Origin of the sequence: Enterobacter sp. TCD1-1, assembly GCF_020567405.1 — a bacterium.
Taxonomy (GTDB): Bacteria; Pseudomonadota; Gammaproteobacteria; order Enterobacterales; family Enterobacteriaceae; genus Enterobacter; species Enterobacter quasiroggenkampii.
The window spans coordinates 383,595-405,209 of the sequence record NZ_JAJCXF010000001.1; the positions used below are offsets into that span (position 1 = coordinate 383,595).

Sequence of the window (21,615 nt, forward strand, 5' to 3'; positions counted from 1 at the left end):
GCTGTGCAAAAGCGGGGCAAAAAAAATCAGGCCCCGCAGGGCCTGATGATGAAATGCGCGATTATTTGTAGGCTGACTGGTGAACGCCTACCGCACGTCCTGACGGATCGTTCATGGATTTGAACGATTCATCCCATTCGATCGCTTTGGCAGACGAGCAGGCGACGGACGGGCCACCCGGTACGCACTCCGCAGCGCTCGGTACCGGGAACAATTCTTCAAAGATTTCACGGTAGAGATACGCTTCTTTCGATCCCGGCGTGTTGTACGGGAAGCGGAAGCTTGCGGTTTCCAGCTGTTGGTCAGAAACCTGTTTCGCCGCCACCTCTTTCAGGGTGTCGATCCAGCTGTAGCCTACGCCATCGGAGAACTGCTCTTTCTGACGCCATGCCACGCTCGCTGGCAGGTAGGATTCAAAACATTCACGCAGGATATGTTTTTCCATTTTTCCGTTGCCGCACATCTTGTCCTGCGGGTTGATGCGCATCGCCACGTCGAGGAATTTCTTATCCAGGAACGGCACGCGCGCTTCGACACCCCATGCCGACATCGCTTTGTTGGCACGCGCGCAGTCAAACATATGCAGCGCCTGGAGTTTACGCACGGTCTCTTCGTGCAGCTCTTTGGCGTTTGGCGCTTTATGGAAATACAGGTAGCCACCAAACACTTCGTCAGAACCTTCACCGGAGAGCACCATTTTGATGCCCATCGCCTTGATCTTACGCGACATCAGGTACATCGGCGTTGAAGCGCGGATGGTGGTTACGTCATAGGTTTCAATGTGATAGATCACATCGCGGATCGCATCCAGGCCTTCCTGGACGGTGAAGTGAATTTCATGGTGCACGGTGCCGAGGTGGTTTGCAACTTCCTGCGCGGCTTTCAGATCCGGCGCGCCTTCCAGGCCCACGGCAAAGGAGTGCAGCTGTGGCCACCAGGCTTCTGAGCGCTCCTGATCTTCCACGCGACGAGCCGCAAATTTCTTGGTGATTGCGGAGATCACGGAGGAGTCCAGACCGCCAGAGAGCAGCACGCCGTAAGGTACGTCTGACATCAGGTGGCTTTTCACGGAATCTTCCAGCGCCTGACGCAGCTCGGCTTTGTCCGTGACGTTGTCTTTTACCGCGTCGTAATCGAACCAGTCACGCTGGTAGTATGGACGGATCTCGCCGTCTTTACTCCACAGGTAGCTACCCGCCGGGAACTCTTTGATGGTGCGGCAGACCGGAACCAGGGCTTTCATTTCAGAGGCAACGTAGAAGTTGCCGTGTTCATCGTGGCCCATGTACAGCGGGATAATACCGATGTGGTCACGGCCAATCAGGTAAGCGTCTTTTTCGCTGTCGTACAGGGCAAAGGCAAACATACCCTGCAGGTCGTCCAGAAACTCGGGACCTTTCTCCTGATACAGCGCCAGGATCACTTCACAGTCGGACCCGGTCTGGAACGCGTAGCGGTCGCCGTACTCGGCGCGCAGCGCCTGATGGTTGTAGATCTCACCGTTGACAGCCAGCGCGTGCGTTTTTTTCTCGTTATACAGCGGCTGTGCACCGGCGTTGACGTCAACAATAGACAGACGTTCGTGAGCCAGAATCGCTTTGTCACTGGCGTAAACGCCTGACCAGTCCGGTCCGCGATGGCGCATCAGGCGGGACAGTTCGAGTGCCTTTTTACGCAGTTCGCCTGCGTCAGTTTTAATATCCAGTACGCCAAAAATTGAACACATAACCTTCTCCGTTAACCCTGTTGCTTTGTAATGTTGCTTGCTTATGAAAATGCCGCAAAGGGGCAGGGCGCGCAAGCGTTTTACGGATGAAAACGGAAATAGTGCAATGGCGGTTGCGGATCGGTGAAAAATGCGTATGCCATGAGCGGTTTTATTGATGATTATGCAATGAAAACGCTTTTTCTTTAGATATGGCCATGTTTTGCAGGCGAGAAAATAAAAAACCACGCCCTGAGGCGTGGTTCGGAATCAGATAATGTCGATTTCGTCGACGGAGGGGTAAATCCAGCTTGGCCGGAACGGCATCGAATCAATGTCATCAAGCTGAGAGACGCCAGAGAGGACCAGAATCGTCTCCAGACCTGCCTGGAAACCGGCAAGAATATCGGTGCGCAGGTTGTCGCCGACAATCACGGTCTCTTCTGAGTGGGCCTGCATCTTGTTGAGTGCGGCACGGATGATCCACGGGCTGGGCTTGCCGACGTAGAACGGCTTGCGCCCGGAGATCTTCTCGATACCGGCACACAGCGCACCGCAGGCCGGATAAAAACCACGACCGTGGGTATCCGGGTTGGTCGCAATAAAGCGCGCGCCGTTAGCCACAAAGAAGGATGCCTTATGCATCATCTCCCAGTTGTAGGAGCGCGTTTCACCCACAATCACAAAGTCCGGGTTGACGTCGGTGATGGTAAAGCCCGCTTTGTATAGTTCATGGATCAGCGCACCTTCACCCACCACATAGGCTTTTTTTCCTTCCTGACGTTTCAGAAAATCCGCCGTGGCCATCGCCGAGGTATAAAACACGCTGTCCGGGACGTCGACCCCTGCCGTGGCAAAGCGGTTTGCCAGATCCTGACCGGTCTGAGAAGGGTAGTTCGTGAGAAGAACCAGAGGCATTCCTTTGTCGATGATGCGGTGAAGAAACTCCGCAGCACCCGGCACGGCAACGTTGTCGTGCATCAGCACGCCGTCGATATCACAAATTACATTCTTAATGGTCATGGACAGTCCGACATTAAAAAAAGAAGGCGTTACTATAAGGTCCGATCAACTTTCCAGCAAATGCTGGAGCAGAATTCCGTTGAGCATGGCGCGTTTGACCAGCGCGAACGCGCCAATCGCCGAACGATGGTCAAGCTTTGAACGAACCACCGGAAGATTCTGGCGGAATGCTTTCAGCGCCTGGGTGTTAATACAGCCTTCAATCGCGGGGAGCAGCACCTTTTCCGCTTCCACAATTTCACCGGCGATCACCACTTTTTGTGGGTTAAACAGGTTAATGGCGATGGCGATGGTTTTCCCCAGATGGCGCCCCACCTGCTCGATCACTTCACAGGCCAGCGCGTCGCCTTTATTAGCGGCTTTGCAGATGGTGCCTATCTTGCAGTCGTCCAGCGTGACGCGGCTTTGATAACCCTGTTCAAGCAGATGGCGAACGCGCTGCTCGATGGCCGTGTTGGCGGCGATGGTTTCAAGGCAGCCAAAGTTGCCGCAGTGGCACCGTTCCCCGAGGGGCTCAACCTGAATGTGGCCGATCTCACCGACGTTACCGTTGCGACCAATAAAGATTCGGCCATTAGAGATAATGCCTGCGCCCGTACCGCGGTGGACACGCACCAGAATAGAGTCTTCGCAGTCCTGGCTCGCACCAAAGTAGTGCTCTGCCAGCGCCAGAGAGCGGATGTCATGGCCCACAAAGCAGGTCACTTTGAAGCGCTTTTCCAGCGCGTCGACCAGCCCCCAGTTTTCAACCTGAATGTGCGGCATATAGCGGATCACGCCGCTTTCCGGGTCGACCAGACCGGGCAGTATCACCGAGATGGCGATGAGTTCGCGGATCTTACGCTGACAGCTTTCAATAAACTGCGCGATAGTATTCAGCAGCGCATGCTCCAGCGTCTCCTGGGTGCGTTCCGGAAGGGGATAATGCTCTTCCGCAATGGCTTTGCTACTCAGATCGTACAGCGTGAGCGTGGTGTCATGACGGCCGAGCCGGACGCCAATCGCCTGGAAATTGCGGGTTTCGGTAATAATAGAGATGGCGCGGCGGCCCCCGGTGGAGGCCTGCTGATCGACTTCTTTGATCAGACCGCGCTCAATGAGCTGGCGGGTAATTTTTGTCACGCTGGCGGGAGCAAGCTGGCTTTGTTCGGCTATCTGAATTCGCGAGATGGGTCCGTGTTGGTCAATCAGGCGATACACCGCCGCACTGTTAAGTTGTTTAACGAGATCGACATTACCGATTTGAGCTTGTCCGCCAGGTGTCATACTTTTACTTACTCAGTGACGACCTCGTTACCATTAACGATGGTCTTAATAATTTTATAATCGTGTGTGAATGCCGTCAGGTTTGCAACCATACCTGGTGCAATTCCGCCGAGCTGTTTATCCACGCCGATTGCGCGGGCCGGATAAAGGGTTGCCATGCGCAGGACTTCCTCAAGCGCAATCCCGCAGTGCTCAACCAGGTTACGTACCCCTTCAATCATGGTCAAAGAGGAACCGCTCAGCGTACCGTTTTCATCCACACACAGTCCATTGCGGTAGTATATTGTTTTACCGGCAAAAATGAACTGCTCAATATTTGCACCTGCCGGCGCGGTAGCGTCCGTCACCAGGCAAAGCTTGTCACCTTTCAGCCGCTTGGCATTGCGAATGTTGGTGTAATCGACGTGTAAGCCGTCAGCAATAATGCCGCAGTAGACGTCTGGCTCATCCAGAATCGCCCCGACCAGACCCGGTTCACGCCCCGTGATATACGGCATCGCGTTATACAGGTGCGTCGCAAAGGTAATACCCGCGCGGAAACCGGCTTTCGCTTCTTTCAGCGTGGCGTTTGAGTGGCCTGCTGAAACCACAATTCCGGCGGCGGCTAGCTTGCTGATGACGTCCGTGCCGGTCATTTCCGGTGCCAGCGTCACTTTGGTGATCACATCGGCGTTGGCACACATGTAGTCAACCAGCTCTGCATCGGGCTTACGCACGTAATCCGGGTTATGCGTTCCTTTCTTGACCATGTTCAGCCATGGCCCTTCAAGGTGCAGACCGAGCGCCTGATTTGGATGTTTGGCCAGATATTCGCGCATCACGCGGATACCCTGCTTCATCAGGTCATCACTGCTGGTGATGAGCGTCGGCAGATAGCTGGTGCAGCCCGATTTCTCGTTGGCTTTCTGCATGATCTCCAGCGTTTCTACCGTTACCGCATCGGCGGTATCATTGAATTGCACACCGCCGCAGCCGTTGAGCTGTACGTCGATGAAACCGGGGGAGATTACTGCTCCATTGAGTGAGCGCTGTTCAATCTCCGGCGGCAGTTCTGCCAGCGGGCAAACACGTTCAATCAGGCCATTCGCGATAACAATCGCGTGGTCATCCAGAATTTCATGGCCGGTATAAATCCGACCGTGGGTTAAAGCGTACATAACGACCCCCGGTTAAAAAAAGCGGCCGCCTCTTGAGAAAGAGGCGGTTATTCAATTACAGACCTTTGATGTTCTCGGCTTCTAACTCGTTGAAGTATTTCAGCGTCTTAACCTTCAGCTCCATCGTGGACGGCTCGTCGCAGACGATGACTGATTTAGGATGCAGCTGCAGACAGCTGATGGTCCACATATGGTTAACGTTGCCTTCAACAGCAGCCTGGAGCGCCTGCGCTTTCACGCCGCCCAGCACCAGAATCATCACTTCTTCGGCATCCAGCAGGGTGCCTACGCCTACGGTCAGGGCGTATTTTGGAACCTGGTTAACGTCACCGTCAAAGAAGCGGGAGTTTGCCACGCGCGTGTCATGGGTCAGCGTTTTAATACGGGTACGGGAAGCCAGAGAGGACGCCGGTTCGTTAAACGCGATATGACCATCATTACCTACGCCACCCATGAACAGGTGGATTTTACCGTAGGAACGGATTTTTTCTTCATACTGACGGCATTCTGCGTCAATATCCGGCGCGTTTCCATTCAGCAGGTTAATATTTTCAGCAGGGATATCAACGTGATCAAAGAAATTGCGGTGCATAAAGCTATGGTAGCTTTCCGGATGGTCTTTCGGTAAGCCAACGTATTCATCCATATTGAAGGTCACAACATGTTTGAAGCTAACCTGGCCTGCTTTATGCATCTCAACCAGCGCCTTGTAGGCGGTCAGCGGCGTGCCGCCAGTCGGAAGGCCAAGAACGAAAGGACGATCGGCGGTCGGCTTGAACGCGTTAATGCGGTTTACGATATGGCGAGCGGCCCATTTACCGACTTGTTCAGCAGTTGCCAAGGGAATCAGTCTCATTGTTCACCTCAAAGTTTAAGTAGAAGAGTGGGCGGATGGCTTCGGAACCTGATACTAAAGCGTAACCTGGAAACTTTCAGGCCGGATCAATCCGTCTTGATTTTTTGAATGATAAAATAAGTTTTCGCTGTTAGCCAGTGTAAGGGAGGGCTGAATACGATATTTGGTGACAAAAATCACAAAAAATAGGTGTTTAATTTGCGATACGAATTAATTTTTCACACACTCAGACTGCCAGTGAATTATCAACGGTATCTATCGTTCGTGACACAATAAAAACATAGTTTATGCGCGAGCCTGAAAAACGGGTCTCGTAGGGGGAATAGGATGAATATTTTAGGTTTTTTCCAGCGCCTCGGTAGGGCTTTGCAGCTCCCTATCGCCGTGCTACCGGTTGCAGCATTGCTGCTGCGATTCGGGCAACCCGATCTTCTTAACGTACCGTTTATTGCTCAGGCTGGCGGTGCTATTTTTGACAACCTGGCGCTGATTTTCGCCATCGGTGTTGCCTCAAGCTGGTCAAAAGACAGCGCGGGTGCTGCAGCGCTGGCAGGGGCAGTCGGTTATTTCATCCTGACGAAAGCGATGGTAACGATTAACCCGGAAATCAACATGGGCGTGCTGGCAGGTATCATTACCGGTCTGGTCGGTGGTGCTGTGTACAACCGCTGGGCAAACATTAAGCTGCCAGACTTCCTGAGTTTCTTTGGCGGCAAACGTTTCGTGCCGATCGCGACGGGCTTCTTCTGTCTGGTTCTGGCCGCTATCTTTGGCTACGTCTGGCCACCGGTACAGCATGCGATCCATGCGGGCGGTGAGTGGATTGTTTCAGCGGGTGCAGTGGGCTCAGGTATCTTTGGTTTTATCAACCGTCTGCTGATCCCAACCGGTCTGCATCAGGTGCTGAACACTATCGCATGGTTCCAGATTGGTGAGTTCACCAATGCTGCGGGCACCGTATTCCACGGCGACATCAACCGCTTCTACGCGGGTGACGGCACCGCAGGCATGTTCATGTCTGGCTTCTTCCCAATCATGATGTTTGGTCTGCCGGGCGCTGCGCTGGCAATGTACCTGGCTGCGCCAAAAGCGCGTCGCCCAATGGTTGGCGGCATGCTGCTGTCCGTTGCGATTACCGCGTTCCTGACCGGCGTAACCGAGCCGCTGGAATTCCTGTTCATGTTCCTGGCGCCGGTGCTGTACCTCATGCATGCGGTGCTTACCGGTATCAGCCTGTTTGTGGCGACCCTGCTGGGTATCCATGCTGGCTTCTCCTTCTCTGCTGGCGCGATCGACTACGTGTTGATGTACAACCTGCCGGCGGCAAGCAAGAACGTCTGGATGCTGGTGGTAATGGGTCTGGTCTTCTTCGTCATCTACTTCGTGCTGTTCACTGCGGTTATTCGTATGTTTAACCTCAAAACGCCGGGCCGCGAGGACACCAAAGACGAAGTGGTCACCAACGAAGCCAACAGCAATACCGAAGAGGGTCTGACTCAACTGGCGACCAGCTATATCGCTGCCGTCGGGGGGACTGACAACCTGAAAGCCATTGATGCCTGCATCACCCGTCTGCGTCTGACGGTGGGTGACTCTGCGCGCGTCAGCGACGCAATGTGTAAACGCCTTGGTGCATCGGGCGTGGTTAAACTGAACAAACAAACTATCCAGGTTATCGTGGGTGCCAAAGCGGAATCCATCGGTGACGAAATGAAAAAAGTGGTTGCCCGTGGACCGGTCGCGGCGGCGTCAACCGACAGCGCACCTGCGTCGACGGCTGCCCCGGTAGCGAAGCCGCAGGCCGTGCCTAACGCCGTGACGGTGGCCGCGCTGGTCTCTCCGGTAACGGGTGACGTGGTTGACCTTGAGCAGGTACCTGATGAAGCGTTCGCCAGCAAAGCGGTCGGTGACGGTGTGGCGGTGAAACCAACGGATAAAACCGTGGTGTCTCCGGCGGCAGGTACCATCGTGAAAATCTTCAACACCAACCACGCGTTCTGCCTCGAAACCGAAAAGGGCGCGGAGATCGTTGTCCACATGGGTATCGATACCGTTGCGCTGAATGGTCAGGGCTTTACTCGCCTGGTGGAAGAGGGTGCTGAAGTGGTGGCCGGGCAGCCGATTCTGGAAATGGATCTGGACTTCCTGAATGTCAACGCGCGTTCCATGATTAGCCCGGTGGTTTGCAGCAACATCGACGACTTCAGCGGTCTGGTCATCCAGGCGAAAGGTCAGGTTGTTGCGGGTCAAACCCCGCTGTACGAGATTAAAGGCAAGTAATCGCTCCTGAGTAGAGTCATGCCTTAAGCGGCGGGGGATATCCTCCGCCGCTTTTTTTTGCAGCAAATGCCCCCATTATTTTCTTCAGAGACGTTTTAAGGGTTGTCACTACGTCCGGCTTATAAGATCATATGCCGTTATACGTTGTTTACGCTTTGAGGAATCCACGATGAGTGAGGCTGAAGCCCGCCCGAGTAACTTTATTCGTCAGATCATCGATGAAGATCTGGCCAGTGGTAAGCACACCACAATTCATACCCGTTTTCCGCCGGAGCCGAATGGCTACCTGCATATCGGGCATGCGAAGTCCATCTGCCTGAACTTTGGCATTGCGCAAGACTACCAGGGACAGTGCAACCTGCGTTTCGATGACACCAACCCAGTAAAAGAAGACATCGAATACGTTGAGTCCATCAAAAATGACGTGCAATGGCTGGGCTTCAACTGGTCTGGCGATATCTGCTACTCCTCTGACTACTTTGATCAGCTGTATGCCTACGCGGTAGAGCTTATCAACAAAGGTCTGGCGTATGTTGACGAACTGTCTGCAGATGAGATCCGTGAGTACCGCGGTACGTTGACCGCGCCGGGCAAAAACAGCCCGTTCCGCGATCGCAGCGTGGAAGAGAACCTGGCGCTGTTTGAAAAAATGCGCGCAGGTGGTTTCGAAGAAGGCAAAGCCTGCCTGCGTGCCAAAATTGACATGGCATCGCCGTTCATCGTGATGCGCGATCCGGTGCTGTATCGTATTAAGTTCGCTGAACACCACCAGACTGGCAACAAGTGGTGCATCTACCCGATGTACGACTTCACCCACTGCATTAGCGATGCGCTGGAAGGCATCACCCACTCGCTGTGTACGCTGGAGTTCCAGGACAACCGTCGTCTGTACGACTGGGTGCTGGATAACATCACCATTCCGGTGCATCCGCGCCAGTACGAGTTCTCTCGTCTGAATCTGGAATACACCGTGATGTCCAAGCGTAAGCTGAACCTGCTGGTGACCGACAAGCACGTTGAAGGCTGGGATGACCCGCGTATGCCGACCATCTCCGGTCTGCGCCGTCGTGGTTACACCGCGGCGTCAATCCGTGAATTCTGCAAGCGTATCGGCGTGACCAAGCAGGACAACACCATTGAGATGGCCTCACTGGAATCCTGCATTCGCGAAGATCTCAACGAAAACGCCCCGCGCGCGATGGCCGTTATCGATCCGGTGAAACTGGTCATCGAGAACTATCCGCAGGGCGAGAGCGAACTGGTCTCCATGCCTAACCATCCGAACAAACCGGAAATGGGAAGCCGTGACGTGCCGTTCAGCGGCGAGATCTGGATTGACCGCGCTGACTTCCGTGAAGAAGCCAACAAGCAGTACAAGCGTCTGGTGCTGGGTAAAGAAGTGCGTCTGCGTAATGCTTACGTCATCAAAGCCGAGCGCGTTGAAAAAGATGCGGAAGGGAATATCACCACCATCTTCTGTTCTTATGACGCTGAAACGCTGAGTAAAGATCCGGCGGATGGCCGCAAGGTGAAAGGCGTTATCCACTGGGTGAGCGCAACCCACGCGCTGCCGGTCGAGATCCGTCTTTACGATCGTCTGTTCAGCGTGCCTAACCCAGGTGCGGCGGAAGACTTCCTGGCGACCATCAACCCGGAATCGCTGGTGATTAAGCAGGGTTATGCGGAGCCGTCCCTGAAAGCGGCTGAAGCGGGCAAAGCGTTCCAGTTCGAACGTGAAGGTTACTTCTGCCTGGACAGCCGTTACAGCACGGCGGAAAAACCGGTATTTAACCGTACCGTAGGCCTGCGTGATACCTGGACGAAGATCGGCGAATAATATTCCTGTTCTGGTCAATGAGAGACAAACGCCGCATTATGCGGCGTTTTTTTTATTTAACGATCAGAGTATTAAGCCTGGGACTAAAGAGGCGTTCTGAAAATAACAGGTCAATGAGGTGCTACTTATTTTTTAAAAAAAAGTTTGTATCATTGCCAAAATTAAAAAGGTGATAAAAAAGGAAAGCGATCCCGCGCCTTGCCACTGAAAAACCTGAGAATTGCCCGTCATTCCTCGCCTTCCTGTAAATGTTACAAAGCACTACCAATTATGTGCACTTCGTCATAATCCTGACTTTTGCCCGCTGAAAAGCATTGATAATTCGCGTCGCGAAAAATAACCTAAAGACGGTAGTTAATTCGAGGGTATTTAAAACTACCCCTGACCATTTGGTCTTTTTTATTTACGCCGTTTCAGGCGTTTTAATTCGTCAAAGAGGAATAATCTATGCGTACGTTCAGTGGCAAACGTAGTGCGCTGGCGCTGGCTATTGCCGGTGTGACAGCAATGTCGGGCCTGGTGATTGCGCCAGAGGCAAAAGCAGCGGGTTTCATCGAAGATTCTACCCTCACGGGCGGTATTTATTACTGGCAGCGTGAGCGTGACCGTAAAGACGTCACTGAAGATAAATACAAAACCAACCTCTCGCACTCCACCTGGAACGCCAACCTGGACTTCCAGTCAGGCTACGCCGCGGATATGTTCGGTCTGGATATTGCCGCGTTCACCGCGATCGAAATGGCGGAAAACGGCGACAGCGGCCATCCGAACGAAATCGCCTTCTCCTCCAGCAACAAAGCCTATGATGAAGACTGGTCCGGGGATAAGAGCGGAATCAGCCTTTACAAAGCCGCAGCGAAATTCAAATACGGCCCGGTCTGGGCCCGCGGGGGGTATATTCAGCCAACTGGCCAGACGCTGTTAGCCCCACACTGGAGCTTTATGCCGGGTACCTATCAGGGGGCGGAAGCAGGGGCTAACTTTGACTACGGCGATGCGGGTACGCTGAGTTTCTCCTATATGTGGACCAACGAGTACAAAGCACCGTGGCACATTGAGATGGACAAGTTCTACCAGAACGACAAGAAAACCAAGGTCGATTACCTCCACTCGCTGGGTGCGAAATACGACTTCAAAAACGATCTGGTTCTCGAAGCGGCATTTGGCCAGGCGCAAGGGTATATCGATCAATACTTTGCCAAGGCCAGCTATAAGTTCGATATCGCGGGTAGCCCATTGAGTACCAGCTACCAGTTCTACGGTACGCGCGACAAAGTCAGTAACGGTGGTGTCAACGACATCTACGACGGCACCGCGTGGCTGCAGGCGCTCACCTTTGGCTACAAGGTCGGTCAGGTTGATTTGCGTCTGGAAGGCACATGGGTGAAAGCGGAAGGGCAGCAGGGCTACTTCCTGCAGCGTATGACCCCGACCTACGCCTCCTCCAACGGTCGTCTTGATATCTGGTGGGATAACCGCTCCGACTTCAACGCCGACGGTGAGAAAGCGGTCTTCTTCGGCGCAATGTACGATCTGAAAAACTGGAACCTGCCTGGCTGGGCGGTGGGCGCGTCTTACGCTTACGCCTGGGATGCAAAACCTGCCGACATGGCAACACCGGATGCTTACTACGATCCAAACTATCGCCTGAAAGAGTCTTCCTACAGTCTGGATGCAATCTATACCCTGCAGGATGGCCGCGCGAAAGGCACGATGTTCAAACTGCACTTCACCCAGTACGACAACCACTCCGATATCCCGAGCTACGCGGGCGGTTACGGCAACATCTTCCAGGATGAACGTGACGTGAAATTCATGGTTATCGCACCGTTCACCATCTTCTGATGAATCGTCCGGCGGGCCAGCTCCCGCCGGACCGGAGACTGCATATGATGAAAAAAATCGTAATCGTCGCGCTGTTGGCATCGGGGCTGGTGGCGTGTGCCCAGACTCAGGCGCCGAAAGAGGACTCCCGTCTCAGGGAGGCCTACAGCGCCTGTATTAATACTGCGGAAGGCTCGCCGGAGAAAATTGAAGCCTGCCAGAGCGTGCTGAATGTGCTGAAGAAAGAAAAAGCGCACGAGCAGTTTGCGACGCAGGAAAATGTCCGGGTGATGGATTACCAGGCCTGTATCCAGGCGCGTAAAACCGGTAACGATCAGGAAGTGGCGAAGCGTTGCGACAAGATCTGGACCGAGATACGCAATAACAATAAATAAGTTGCTTTACGCCCGGTGGCGCTGCGCCACCGGGCTTTTTTCTGGCAAAAAAAAGCCAACCTTGCGGCTGGCTCAGAGTATGAATACTCGCTTATTTTGCGTCGTGCGCGTGGTCATCTTCACGGCAGTCGCCTTCAGCGCAGTGACCGTAAAGGTACAGGCTGTGGTTGGTGAGGCGGATACCGTGACGCGCGGCGATTTCACGCTGGCGAGCTTCGATGGAATCATCGCTAAATTCAATGACCTTGCCACAGTCGAGGCAGATCAGGTGATCGTGGTGCTGCTGCTGGGTCAGTTCGAATACAGATTTACCGCCTTCGAAATTATGACGGGTGACAATGCCCGCGTCATCAAACTGGTTCAGCACGCGATAGACGGTAGCCAGCCCAATCTCTTCACCCATGTCGATAAGACGTTTATAAAGGTCTTCCGCACTGACATGGTGATTGTCTGGACCCTGAAGCACTTCGAGGATTTTTAACCGAGGAAGCGTAACTTTCAGGCCAGCCTTCTTTAATGCGGTATTGTTGTCAGTCATGCGGAATCTGTCCTGTTGCTAAACGATTCACTTCTGTAGGAAGTGACAGAAAATGCACCTGGGATAATGCGTCTCATTATAGAACTGCCATGGCTAAATGAAAACTGCAAGTCTCAGGCAAAATATGCTTATAAAAATGGGGTATCACCAACAAACTTGCTCGATGGAAAACCACATTTATCAGGGAGACATTGTACAGGTCTGGGCGAAAAAGTTAAAAGATTGTAGCAATTAATTTAATCGGTTTGACCTGGTGCACGGGCGCAACCGCCGTTGCGCCGCGAGAAAAATCAGGCGTTAAGAATATCGTCCAGGTGCAGTTCTTCACGAATCTGCTTAACCCATTTCTCAACGCGCTCTGCGGTCAGTTCTGGCTGACGGTCTTCGTCGATGGCCAGGCCCACGAAGTGATCGTCATCGGCCAGGCCTTTAGACGCTTCGAAGTGGTAACCGGCGGTCGGCCAGTGGCCGACGATCACTGCGCCATTCGGCTCAATGATGTCGCGGATGGTACCCAGCGCGTCACAGAAGTATTCGGCGTAGTCTTCCTGATCGCCGCAGCCAAACAGGGCGACCAGCTTACCGTTGAAGTCCACTTCTTCCAGCGTCGGGAAGAAATCATCCCAGTCACACTGGGCTTCACCGTAGTACCAGGTCGGAATACCCAGCAGCAGAATGTCATAGCCTTCGAGATCTTCTTTGCTGCTCTTGGCGATGTCATGCACATCAGCAACGTCTTTACCGAGCTGTTTTTGAATGTTTTTCGCGATATTTTCGGTATTGCCGGTATCACTGCCAAAGAAAATGCCGATGATTGCCATGAGTAAAATAACCTCTTGAAACTTAATAGTATGGTGGCGCAATTCGGCCACGGATAAGGGCAATAATAGCAGAACTGGCAACCCTGCGGAAACAGCTATCGCGCAGGACTGCACTCTGTGCTACATGAAAAGGGTAATTAAGGGAATTTTCAGACTTATGCCTGGCCGCGCAATGTCTCAAGCTGGGCGATCAGCATCTCTTCAATGAGCTCGCTGCGGCTGATATTTCGCGCCTCGGCCAGCTCGTTAAGTGCATCGACCGCGTCAGCGTTGAGCTTCAGTTCGACACGCTTAAGCCCACGATTTTTATCGCGTTTAAGCTGATTGCGTTTATTGATACGCAGCTGTTCATCGCGCGAAAGCGGATTCGTCTTCGGTCGTCCCGGGCGACGCTCATTCGCGAACAGATCTAGTGTCGTACGGTCCGTTTGTTCTTTGGCCATGATTCTGAGACTTCGGGGGAAACACGCCGCCCTGCTAATGCCCGGGCGATAAGCGCGCCATCATACATCACCAAAAACGGCGCGCCAACGACTGGAAGCCCGCAGCCTTCCAGTCGCTCTCTTTTTAATCAATTTGCAGTATCAGAAAGATAGCGGCGAATGGCGCGCAGTACGGCGTCAGGTTTTTCCGCATGCACCCAGTGCCCGGCTCCGGCAATGACGTGGGCGCGAGCCTGCGGGAATTGCGCCAGTATGGCGTCGCGGTACGCGTCGGTAACGTAAGGGGAGTTACCGCCGCGAATAAAGAGGGTAGGGTGCGGCCAGGCGGGCACGGTTTGCCAGCCCACAATATTGTTGTACTGGTTCCAGAGCACCGGCACGTTAAAACGCCACTGGCCGTCAACAAACGACTTCAGCAGGAACTGCACGACACCTTCTTCATCAAGATGCTCACGCATGACGGTAGCGGCCTGCTGGCGGGTCGCGACACCCGCTTCGGTGACCGCATTGATGGCGGCAAAAATCTCGTCGTGACGGCGCACGTCGTAATCCACGGGCGCAACATCAATCACCACCAGGCCGTTAATACGCTCCGGGGCCAGCGCCGTCAGGGCCATCACCGCTTTGCCGCCCATTGAATGCCCGATGAGGGTGACCTTTTGCAGATCGTTGGCATCCAGCGTATCCAGCAGATCCTGCGCCATCGCAGCGTAGGTCATCTCGTCGGAACGGCCGGAAAGACCGTGATTGCGCATATCAACCTGTAAGATATCGTGATCGGTAACCAGATCGCGCGCCAGCACGCCCAGGTTATCCAGGCTGCCAAAAAGCCCGTGAACCAGTACGATGGGAGAATTATTGTTCGGCGATTGTGCAGTTTGCGCTCGGGTATTCAATTTCATGGCAAAGTTCTTTTTTTACGTATGTCAGGTTAGGGTATCATGTTGACCATTCTGCCGCCCGGCTGCAAGGTTCCAGTTTAATCTGACTTTTGCCGCCAACCTGGTTTGACGCTATCCGCTGTTGGGATTTGACCTTATAATCCCAATGACTTGTATTCAGATAAGATATCGCACTGGATTAAGATGAAAACAATCGAAGTTGATGACGAACTCTATCAGTATATTGCCAGCCAGACGCGGCATATCGGGGAGAGCGCGTCCGACATTTTACGGCGCATGCTTAAAATTTCCGCCGCTTCACAGCCTGCTACCCCAGTCACCAAAGATGTCGTGTCTCAGCCAAGCGTTGTTGCACAAGCAAAACCTGCCGTGACGCCGGCAAAAGATAAAGTGCGCGCGATGCGCGAGCTGCTGCTCTCCGATGAATACGCGGAGCAGAAAAAGGCGGTTAACCGCTTTATGCTGGTGCTGTCTACACTTTATTCACTGGATAACAAAGCGTTTGCTGAAGCGACCGAGTCGCTGCACGGTCGTACTCGCGTCTACTTCGCGGGCGACGAGCAGACGCTGCTGCAAAATGGCAATCAAACCAAACCCAAACATGTTCCTGGCACCCCGTACTGGGTGATCACCAATACCAATACGGGCCGCAAGTGCAGCATGATTGAACACATCATGCAGTCCATGCAGTTCCCGGCGGAATTGATTGAAAAGGTTTGCGGTACAATTTAACCCTTGCATCAGAAGGACCCGGTAATGGCAAATCACAGCCGTGCAGGCCAACCTGCACAACAAAGCGATTTGATTAACGTCGCTCAGCTGACCGCGCAGTATTACGTGCTGAAGCCGGTCGTGGGCAACGCAGAACACGCAGTGAAGTTTGGTACATCTGGTCACCGCGGCAGCGCGGCGCGCCACAGCTTTAACGAACCGCACATTCTGGCCATTGCTCAGGCCATTGCGGAAGAGCGCGCTAAAAACGGCGTTACCGGTCCGTGCTACGTGGGGAAAGATACCCATGCCCTGTCTGAACCGGCCTTTATTTCCGTGCTGGAAGTTCTGACAGCGAACGGCGTTGATGTGATTGTTCAGGAGAACAACGGCTTCACCCCAACGCCTGCGGTGTCTAACGCCATCCTGGTACACAACAAAAAAGGTGGCGCGCTGGCTGACGGTATCGTTATCACGCCATCCCACAACCCGCCGGAAGACGGTGGTATTAAATACAACCCGCCTAACGGTGGCCCGGCAGACACCAACGTCACCAAAGTGGTTGAAGATCGTGCGAATGCCTTGCTGGCCGACGGTCTGAAAGGCGTGAAGCGCATCTCTCTGGATGCGGCCATGGCGTCCGGCCACGTAAAAGAGCAGGATCTGGTTCAGCCGTTCGTGGAAGGTCTGGCGGATATCGTCGATATGGCGGCCATCCAGAAAGCCGGCCTGAAGCTGGGTGTGGATCCGCTGGGCGGCTCCGGTATTGAATACTGGAAACGTATTGCCGAGCACTACAAGCTGGATCTGACCATCGTGAACGATCACGTCGATCAGACCTTCCGTTTTATGCACCTGGACAAAGACGGCGCGATCCGCATGGACTGCTCCTCCGAGTGCGCAATGGCGGGCCTGCTGGCGCTGCGTGATAAATTCGATCTGGCGTTTGCTAACGACCCGGATTACGACCGCCACGGTATCGTCACCCCTGCCGGGCTGATGAACCCGAACCACTATCTGGCAGTCGCGATTAACTACCTGTTCCAGCACCGTCCGCAGTGGGGCAAAGAGGTGGCTGTCGGTAAGACGCTGGTTTCCTCCGCGATGATCGACCGCGTGGTGGACGCGCTGGGCCGCAAGCTGGTGGAAGTGCCGGTGGGCTTCAAATGGTTTGTTGACGGTCTGCACGACGGCAGCTTTGGCTTCGGTGGTGAAGAGAGCGCGGGAGCTTCTTTCCTGCGCTTCGACGGCACGCCGTGGTCAACCGATAAAGACGGCATCATCATGTGCCTGCTGGCGGCGGAAATCACCGCGGTCACCGGTAAAAACCCGCAGGAACATTACAACGACCTGGCGGCACGCTTTGGTGCGCCAAGCTATAACCGTATTCAGGCCAGCGCAACGTCAGCCCAGAAAGCAGCCCTGTCCAAACTCTCTCCTGAGATGGTCAGCGCAAGCACCCTGGCCGGTGACCCGATCACCGCGCGTCTGACGGCGGCACCGGGTAACGGCGCCTCCATTGGTGGGCTGAAAGTAATGACCGAAAACGGCTGGTTCGCTGCGCGTCCATCCGGCACGGAAGATGCGTATAAAATCTATTGCGAAAGCTTCCTCGGCGCTGAGCATCGTCAGCAGATTGAGAAAGAAGCGGTAGAGATTGTCAGCGAAGTGCTGAAAAACGCGTAAGTGGTGTTCGGGTGCGGGCTGATGCCCTCACCCCCGGCCCTCTCCCACAGGGAGAGGGAGAAAACACTAAAAACGGCAACCCATGGGTTGCCGTTTTGCTTTTACCTAACTGTGCTTATTCTTCAATTCAAACCGCGGTGACACCAGACCGTACAGCGTCCAGCCCATAAAGGTCACCATCGCGCCATACAGCATCGCTTCCTGGCCGGAGGAATAGAGTGCATAGAAGCTGTAGATTGCCCCAATCAGCGCCACGATATTTGCCGCACGCGCCTTGCGTGGATCAACCTTCGCGACTTTCTGAATAATCACCAGCGCCGCCATCGACAGGATATACGGAATGATATTCGTCACGACCGCCAGGTTGACCAGCACGTTAAACTGGCTGTTCAGCGACGGGCTAATGGTCATCAGCGACAATCCACTCTGGAAGATGACAATCGCCAGCATGCCCTGCACCGGCGCATCGGCTTTGGTGACGCGGGAGAAGATTTTTGGGAAGTAACCTTCATCAGCCGAGGATTTAAACACCTGCGCGATGGTGAACTGCCAGCCAAGGAGTGAACCGCAGCACGACATGACCATCAGACCCATAATCACTTTCCCGACTTCCGGCGTGAACATCTGCGCGAAGGCCAGCCCGAACGGCGCCGTGGAGTTGGCCAGATCCATGTTTGGAACGATGCCCGCAATGACGTTCGTCGAGACGATATAGATCACCGCCGCGCCCAGCGTACCGCCGAGGACCGCAATCGGGACGTTCTTTTCCGGATTATCAACAACTTCTGCGTTCGCGCAGGCGGATTCCAGACCGAGGAAGGCCCAGAGCGTCATGGCGATAGAAGAGCCGACTGCGCTGAAGAACGGCACATGGTGCGGGTTCCAGGAGTTGGCGTACAGGGTCGGGCTGAACCAGAACCAGCCGATGATGCACAGGCCGACAACCGGAATAATCACGCCCCAGACGGTGATGCTGCTGAGCTGTCCGGTGATACGCGCGCCGCCAAAGTTAGCCACGGTGCAGATCCACAGCACGCCGATGGTGGCTAAACCAATCTGTACCGGGCTGAGCGTCGCGCCAAACAGCTCCGTACCGTAGCCCACGGCGGAGATGGCAATCGCCACGTTGGCGATCAGCAGTGATACCCCGTAGGTATAGTTGGCCATAAAGTTGCCCGACTTGCCAAAGGCATACTCGGCGTAGCCTCCCATGCCGCCTGACTTGCGGCTGAACATCCCGCACTTGGCAAATGCCCACGCCAGCGCCATCGAGCCGACGGCCGTCACCAGCCAGGAGATGATTGAAATAGTTCCTACTTCGGCGAGCTTGGTGGGCAGCATGATGATGCCGGAGCCCATCATGTTCACCATGGTGAGGATGGTCAGCTGCACCACGCCCATCTTATTGGACTTACTCATAATTTCTCTCCTTTCAGCAGCGCGGGCTGAGCGGCGGGTTGTTTGATGACATTACAGCGAACCTGTTTACGGCCCTCGCACTCCTCGACGTACACACCCTGCAGCTCCGGCGCAAAGCCCGGCAGCTGGTTGATGCCTTCTTCCAGCGCGGTGAAGTAGCGCAGCACGGAGCCGCCCCAGACCTCCCCAGGGACAACGCACAGCACCCCCGGCGGATAAGGCAGGGCGCCTTCCGCGGCGATGCGGCCTTCCGCGTCGCGCAGGGAGACCAGTTCCACTTCTCCGCGCAGATAGGCATAGTTCGCGTCCTGCGGGTTCATCATCACGCGTGGGAAATGGGACTTGCGGAACATCTCTTTCTGCAGCTGTTTCACGTTGTGACGGGCGTACAGGTGATGCATCTCCTGGCAGATCTGGCGCAGGGTGTAATCCGCGTAACGTTCCGGATGTTGTTTGTAAAGAGAAGGCAGGACGTCTTTCAGCGGAGCATCGCTCTCGAGCAGTTTTTCGAAGCGCACCAGTTGCGCCACCAGCTGCTGCAGTTTGCCCATATCTTCCGCAGGCGTGAGCAGGAACAGGATCGAGTTGAGATCGCATTTCTCCGGCACGATGCCGTTTTCACGCAGGAAGTTGGCGAGGATGGTGGCGGGCACGCCGAAATCGTCATACTCGCCGGTGCGGGCGTTAATGCCCGGCGTGGTTAGCAGCAGCTTGCACGGGTCGATAAAATACTGATGCTCAGCGTAACCTTCAAAAGCGTGCCAGTTTTCACCCGGCACGAAGTGGAAGAAGCGCAGATTGGTCGCAATCTCCGCCGTGTCCCAGCTTTCCCACGGACGGCCCTCCACCGTCTCCGGCACGAAGGGGCGCAGATACCGGCAGTTCTCCAGGATTAGCTTACGCGCTTCAATACCGTTCACCACGCAGTCCATCCACATGTTGCGGCCGCTCTGGCCTTCATGCATACGGGCGTTGATGTCCAGCGCGGCAAACAGCGGATAAAACGGGCTGGTGGAGGCGTGCATCATAAAGGCATTATTCAGCCGCTTATGCGGGACATAGCGCTGCTGGCCTTTGATGTGGCTGTCTTTCTTGTGAATTTGCGAGGTCTGCGAGAAGCCAGCCTGCTGTTTATGCACGGACTGGGTAACCAAAATCCCCGGGTCGTTTTCGGTCAGCTCCAGCAGCAGCGGCGAGCAGTCGGCCATCATCGGAATAAACTGCTCGTAACCCACCCAGGCGGAGTCAAACAGGATGTAATCACACAGATGCCCAATCTTATCCACCACCTGACGGGCGTTGTAGATGGTGCCATCATAGGTGCCCAGCTGGATCACCGCCAGACGGAACGGACGCGCATCGCGCGCACGGCCCGGTGCAACTTCGGCCACCAGCTCGCGCAGGTAATGTTCTTCAAAACAGTGGGCGTCAATGCCACCGATAAAGCCGTACGGGTTGCGCGCCGTTTCCAGATAGACCGGCGTTGCGCCTGCCTGGAGGAGGGCACCGTGATGGTTGGATTTGTGGTTATTACGGTCGAACAGTACCAGGTCGCCCGGGGTGAGCAGAGCGTTAAGCACCACTTTGTTAGATGACGAGGTGCCGTTCAGCACGAAGTAGGTCTTATCGGCATTAAAGACCTTCGCCGCATGTTGCTGCGCAATGCACGGCGCGCCCTCGTGAATCAGCAGATCGCCCATTGCGACGTCGGCGTTACACAGATCGGCGCGGAAAAGCGTCTCGCCAAAGAAATCAACGAACTGGTTACCGGCTGGATGGCGACGGAAGAACTGGCCGCCCTGATGGCCCGGGCAGTCAAACGCGCTGTTGCCCTGCTTCACGTAGTCGACCAGGGCGCGGAAAAACGGCGGGCGCAGCTGGGTTTCATACCGCAGGGCAGCCGCTTCCAGCTGGCGTCCATAAAAGTCGTTGCTGGTGTCTGAATACTCAAATACGCCATGAATGCGCGATAAATAGTCTGCCGGAATGATCTCTTCTTTATGCGTCGCAACAAAAACAGGAATGCCAAATCCGGTGGCTTCTATTTCCTCCAGTATGCCGTCGGTAATATCACTGACCGCCAGCACAATAGCGGCAACGTCGATATAATCAGAGGTTCTGACATCTACTAGTTCACGCTGGGTGATAAAGCAATCCGGGCATGCACGGCTGGCTGCGATTTTTAAACTTTTCATCTTTCTCTCTTTATTTTAGGTAATAAGCGTCCCTCGATTTCTTGCAAAAAAGAAATCGATAATTTTCCGGAAAAAAAGCAAAGGGTGGCCGCTGATTAAAATCAGTACATTGCTTTTTTGATGATTGAAATTCAGTCCGCCCGGTGCGGATGAGTCTGAATCAAAATGAATGAGCGCACGAGTTCACAGGCAATAGCCTGTAAAATAAGATGTTTCAGGGTAACCTGTAAGCGAGTGCGCCAGAAGTCGAAGGACTACCGGGCATTAAAGAGATGAAAGTCAAAGCAGTTTCGGTGGGCAAACATCATGATATGTGTTGTCCGCCTTATATGTGGCATTAAACGATTGTTGTTTTCCATGATTCATTTTCCTTTCAGTAATTGAAAGCACGGTCATTTTATCTAGGAAAAGGCGATTAACTGTGAAGAAGATCACCGTTAACCGATCATTTTAGAAATAAATAGTCGTTTTTGATGAATATCGCAGATCAAAACTCTGATTTGTTATCGATGAGTTAACAGGATGTTTTATCAATGTTTTAAATGGGCATAAATAAT

General features: G+C 54.1%; 18 protein-coding genes. 6 read left to right on the top strand and 12 right to left on the bottom strand.

The genetic code is table 11. From position 1 onward, the window contains the following. Positions 1–61: 61 nt before the first annotated feature. The 5 genes from asnB to nagB all read right to left on the bottom strand — a co-directional run bounded on the left by asnB (position 62) and on the right by nagB (position 6,007). Entirely contained in the window at positions 62–1,726 is a 1,665-nt protein-coding gene (asnB, locus tag LJA86_RS01885) for an asparagine synthase B (protein WP_021242994.1), read from the bottom strand. Positions 1,727–1,975: 249 nt separating this feature from the next. After that, the gene (nagD, locus tag LJA86_RS01890; protein ID WP_008501057.1) at positions 1,976–2,728 is read right to left on the bottom strand and encodes a ribonucleotide monophosphatase NagD; all 753 of its coding nucleotides are present in this window, start codon (positions 2,726–2,728) and stop codon (positions 1,976–1,978) included. 45 nt (positions 2,729–2,773) lie between these two features. After that, entirely contained in the window at positions 2,774–3,994 is a 1,221-nt protein-coding gene (gene nagC, locus LJA86_RS01895) for a DNA-binding transcriptional regulator NagC (RefSeq protein WP_021242995.1), read from the bottom strand. 8 nt (positions 3,995–4,002) lie between these two features. Beyond that, positions 4,003–5,151 (bottom strand): N-acetylglucosamine-6-phosphate deacetylase, encoded by a 1,149-nt coding sequence (gene nagA, locus LJA86_RS01900; RefSeq protein ID WP_023343588.1) that lies wholly within the window; start codon positions 5,149–5,151, stop codon positions 4,003–4,005. A 55-nt stretch (positions 5,152–5,206) separates the two neighbouring features. Next, the gene (gene nagB, locus LJA86_RS01905; protein ID WP_008501061.1) at positions 5,207–6,007 is read right to left on the bottom strand and encodes a glucosamine-6-phosphate deaminase; all 801 of its coding nucleotides are present in this window, start codon (positions 6,005–6,007) and stop codon (positions 5,207–5,209) included. Between the two features lie 327 nt (positions 6,008–6,334). On the opposite strand from nagB, the gene nagE reads away from it, so the two are divergent. From nagE to chiQ, 4 genes are all read left to right on the top strand, one after another. Continuing rightward, the gene (gene nagE / locus LJA86_RS01910) at positions 6,335–8,287 is read left to right on the top strand and encodes a PTS N-acetyl glucosamine transporter subunit IIABC (protein WP_229225496.1); all 1,953 of its coding nucleotides are present in this window, start codon (positions 6,335–6,337) and stop codon (positions 8,285–8,287) included. Between the two features lie 169 nt (positions 8,288–8,456). Further along, entirely contained in the window at positions 8,457–10,124 is a 1,668-nt protein-coding gene (gene glnS / locus LJA86_RS01915) for a glutamine--tRNA ligase (RefSeq protein ID WP_045909581.1), read from the top strand. A 447-nt stretch (positions 10,125–10,571) separates the two neighbouring features. Next, positions 10,572–11,969 carry a chitoporin ChiP gene (gene chiP / locus LJA86_RS01920; protein WP_048226100.1) on the top strand — a complete coding sequence of 466 codons (1,398 nt, stop codon included), beginning with the start codon at positions 10,572–10,574 and terminating at the stop codon, positions 11,967–11,969. 47 nt (positions 11,970–12,016) lie between these two features. Further along, positions 12,017–12,343 carry a ChiQ/YbfN family lipoprotein gene (chiQ, locus tag LJA86_RS01925; protein ID WP_048226135.1) on the top strand — a complete coding sequence of 109 codons (327 nt, stop codon included), beginning with the start codon at positions 12,017–12,019 and terminating at the stop codon, positions 12,341–12,343. 91 nt (positions 12,344–12,434) lie between these two features. On the opposite strand, the gene fur is transcribed toward chiQ, so the two are convergent. The 4 genes from fur to ybfF form a co-directional block, all read right to left on the bottom strand. Continuing rightward, positions 12,435–12,881 carry a ferric iron uptake transcriptional regulator gene (gene fur, locus LJA86_RS01930; RefSeq protein WP_014169146.1) on the bottom strand — a complete coding sequence of 149 codons (447 nt, stop codon included), beginning with the start codon at positions 12,879–12,881 and terminating at the stop codon, positions 12,435–12,437. A 290-nt stretch (positions 12,882–13,171) separates the two neighbouring features. Further along, positions 13,172–13,702 (bottom strand): flavodoxin FldA, encoded by a 531-nt coding sequence (gene fldA, locus LJA86_RS01935; protein WP_008501067.1) that lies wholly within the window; start codon positions 13,700–13,702, stop codon positions 13,172–13,174. A gap of 155 nt (positions 13,703–13,857) precedes the next feature. After that, entirely contained in the window at positions 13,858–14,145 is a 288-nt protein-coding gene (gene ybfE, locus LJA86_RS01940; protein ID WP_023310772.1) for a LexA regulated protein, read from the bottom strand. Positions 14,146–14,273: 128 nt separating this feature from the next. Continuing rightward, positions 14,274–15,047: an esterase gene (gene ybfF, locus LJA86_RS01945; protein ID WP_045909580.1), complete on the bottom strand. Its 774-nt coding sequence runs from the start codon at positions 15,045–15,047 to the stop codon at positions 14,274–14,276. Positions 15,048–15,230: 183 nt separating this feature from the next. Between ybfF and seqA the strand changes: the two genes are divergently transcribed. Both seqA and pgm read left to right on the top strand, forming a co-directional pair. Beyond that, positions 15,231–15,779 (top strand): replication initiation negative regulator SeqA, encoded by a 549-nt coding sequence (gene seqA, locus LJA86_RS01950; RefSeq protein ID WP_008501070.1) that lies wholly within the window; start codon positions 15,231–15,233, stop codon positions 15,777–15,779. Positions 15,780–15,803: 24 nt separating this feature from the next. Beyond that, entirely contained in the window at positions 15,804–17,444 is a 1,641-nt protein-coding gene (gene pgm, locus LJA86_RS01955; RefSeq protein WP_048026964.1) for a phosphoglucomutase (alpha-D-glucose-1,6-bisphosphate-dependent), read from the top strand. Between the two features lie 105 nt (positions 17,445–17,549). On the opposite strand, the gene potE is transcribed toward pgm, so the two are convergent. From potE to speFL, 3 genes are all read right to left on the bottom strand, one after another. Next, the gene (gene potE / locus LJA86_RS01960; protein ID WP_008501072.1) at positions 17,550–18,863 is read right to left on the bottom strand and encodes a putrescine-ornithine antiporter; all 1,314 of its coding nucleotides are present in this window, start codon (positions 18,861–18,863) and stop codon (positions 17,550–17,552) included. Next, positions 18,860–21,058 carry an ornithine decarboxylase SpeF gene (gene speF, locus LJA86_RS01965; protein ID WP_229225497.1) on the bottom strand — a complete coding sequence of 733 codons (2,199 nt, stop codon included), beginning with the start codon at positions 21,056–21,058 and terminating at the stop codon, positions 18,860–18,862. Before speF ends, potE begins: the two co-directional genes overlap by 4 nt. A gap of 254 nt (positions 21,059–21,312) precedes the next feature. After that, positions 21,313–21,417: a leader peptide SpeFL gene (speFL, locus tag LJA86_RS01970; RefSeq protein ID WP_003858645.1), complete on the bottom strand. Its 105-nt coding sequence runs from the start codon at positions 21,415–21,417 to the stop codon at positions 21,313–21,315. Between the last annotated feature and the right edge of the window lie 198 nt (positions 21,418–21,615).

Excerpts from the sequence above, each read along its gene's own strand:
- asnB (WP_021242994.1), bottom strand. The coding sequence starts at position 1,726 with ATGTGTTCAATTTTTGGCGTACTGGATATTAAAACTGACGCAGGCGAA.
- nagD (WP_008501057.1), bottom strand. The coding sequence starts at position 2,728 with ATGACCATTAAGAATGTAATTTGTGATATCGACGGCGTGCTGATGCAC.
- nagC (WP_021242995.1), bottom strand. The coding sequence starts at position 3,994 with ATGACACCTGGCGGACAAGCTCAAATCGGTAATGTCGATCTCGTTAAA.
- nagA (WP_023343588.1), bottom strand. The coding sequence starts at position 5,151 with ATGTACGCTTTAACCCACGGTCGGATTTATACCGGCCATGAAATTCTG.
- nagB (WP_008501061.1), bottom strand. The coding sequence starts at position 6,007 with ATGAGACTGATTCCCTTGGCAACTGCTGAACAAGTCGGTAAATGGGCC.
- nagE (WP_229225496.1), top strand. The coding sequence starts at position 6,335 with ATGAATATTTTAGGTTTTTTCCAGCGCCTCGGTAGGGCTTTGCAGCTC.
- glnS (WP_045909581.1), top strand. The coding sequence starts at position 8,457 with ATGAGTGAGGCTGAAGCCCGCCCGAGTAACTTTATTCGTCAGATCATC.
- chiP (WP_048226100.1), top strand. The coding sequence starts at position 10,572 with ATGCGTACGTTCAGTGGCAAACGTAGTGCGCTGGCGCTGGCTATTGCC.
- chiQ (WP_048226135.1), top strand. The coding sequence starts at position 12,017 with ATGAAAAAAATCGTAATCGTCGCGCTGTTGGCATCGGGGCTGGTGGCG.
- fur (WP_014169146.1), bottom strand. The coding sequence starts at position 12,881 with ATGACTGACAACAATACCGCATTAAAGAAGGCTGGCCTGAAAGTTACG.
- fldA (WP_008501067.1), bottom strand. The coding sequence starts at position 13,702 with ATGGCAATCATCGGCATTTTCTTTGGCAGTGATACCGGCAATACCGAA.
- ybfE (WP_023310772.1), bottom strand. The coding sequence starts at position 14,145 with ATGGCCAAAGAACAAACGGACCGTACGACACTAGATCTGTTCGCGAAT.
- ybfF (WP_045909580.1), bottom strand. The coding sequence starts at position 15,047 with ATGAAATTGAATACCCGAGCGCAAACTGCACAATCGCCGAACAATAAT.
- seqA (WP_008501070.1), top strand. The coding sequence starts at position 15,231 with ATGAAAACAATCGAAGTTGATGACGAACTCTATCAGTATATTGCCAGC.
- pgm (WP_048026964.1), top strand. The coding sequence starts at position 15,804 with ATGGCAAATCACAGCCGTGCAGGCCAACCTGCACAACAAAGCGATTTG.
- potE (WP_008501072.1), bottom strand. The coding sequence starts at position 18,863 with ATGAGTAAGTCCAATAAGATGGGCGTGGTGCAGCTGACCATCCTCACC.
- speF (WP_229225497.1), bottom strand. The coding sequence starts at position 21,058 with ATGAAAAGTTTAAAAATCGCAGCCAGCCGTGCATGCCCGGATTGCTTT.
- speFL (WP_003858645.1), bottom strand. The coding sequence starts at position 21,417 with ATGGAAAACAACAATCGTTTAATGCCACATATAAGGCGGACAACACAT.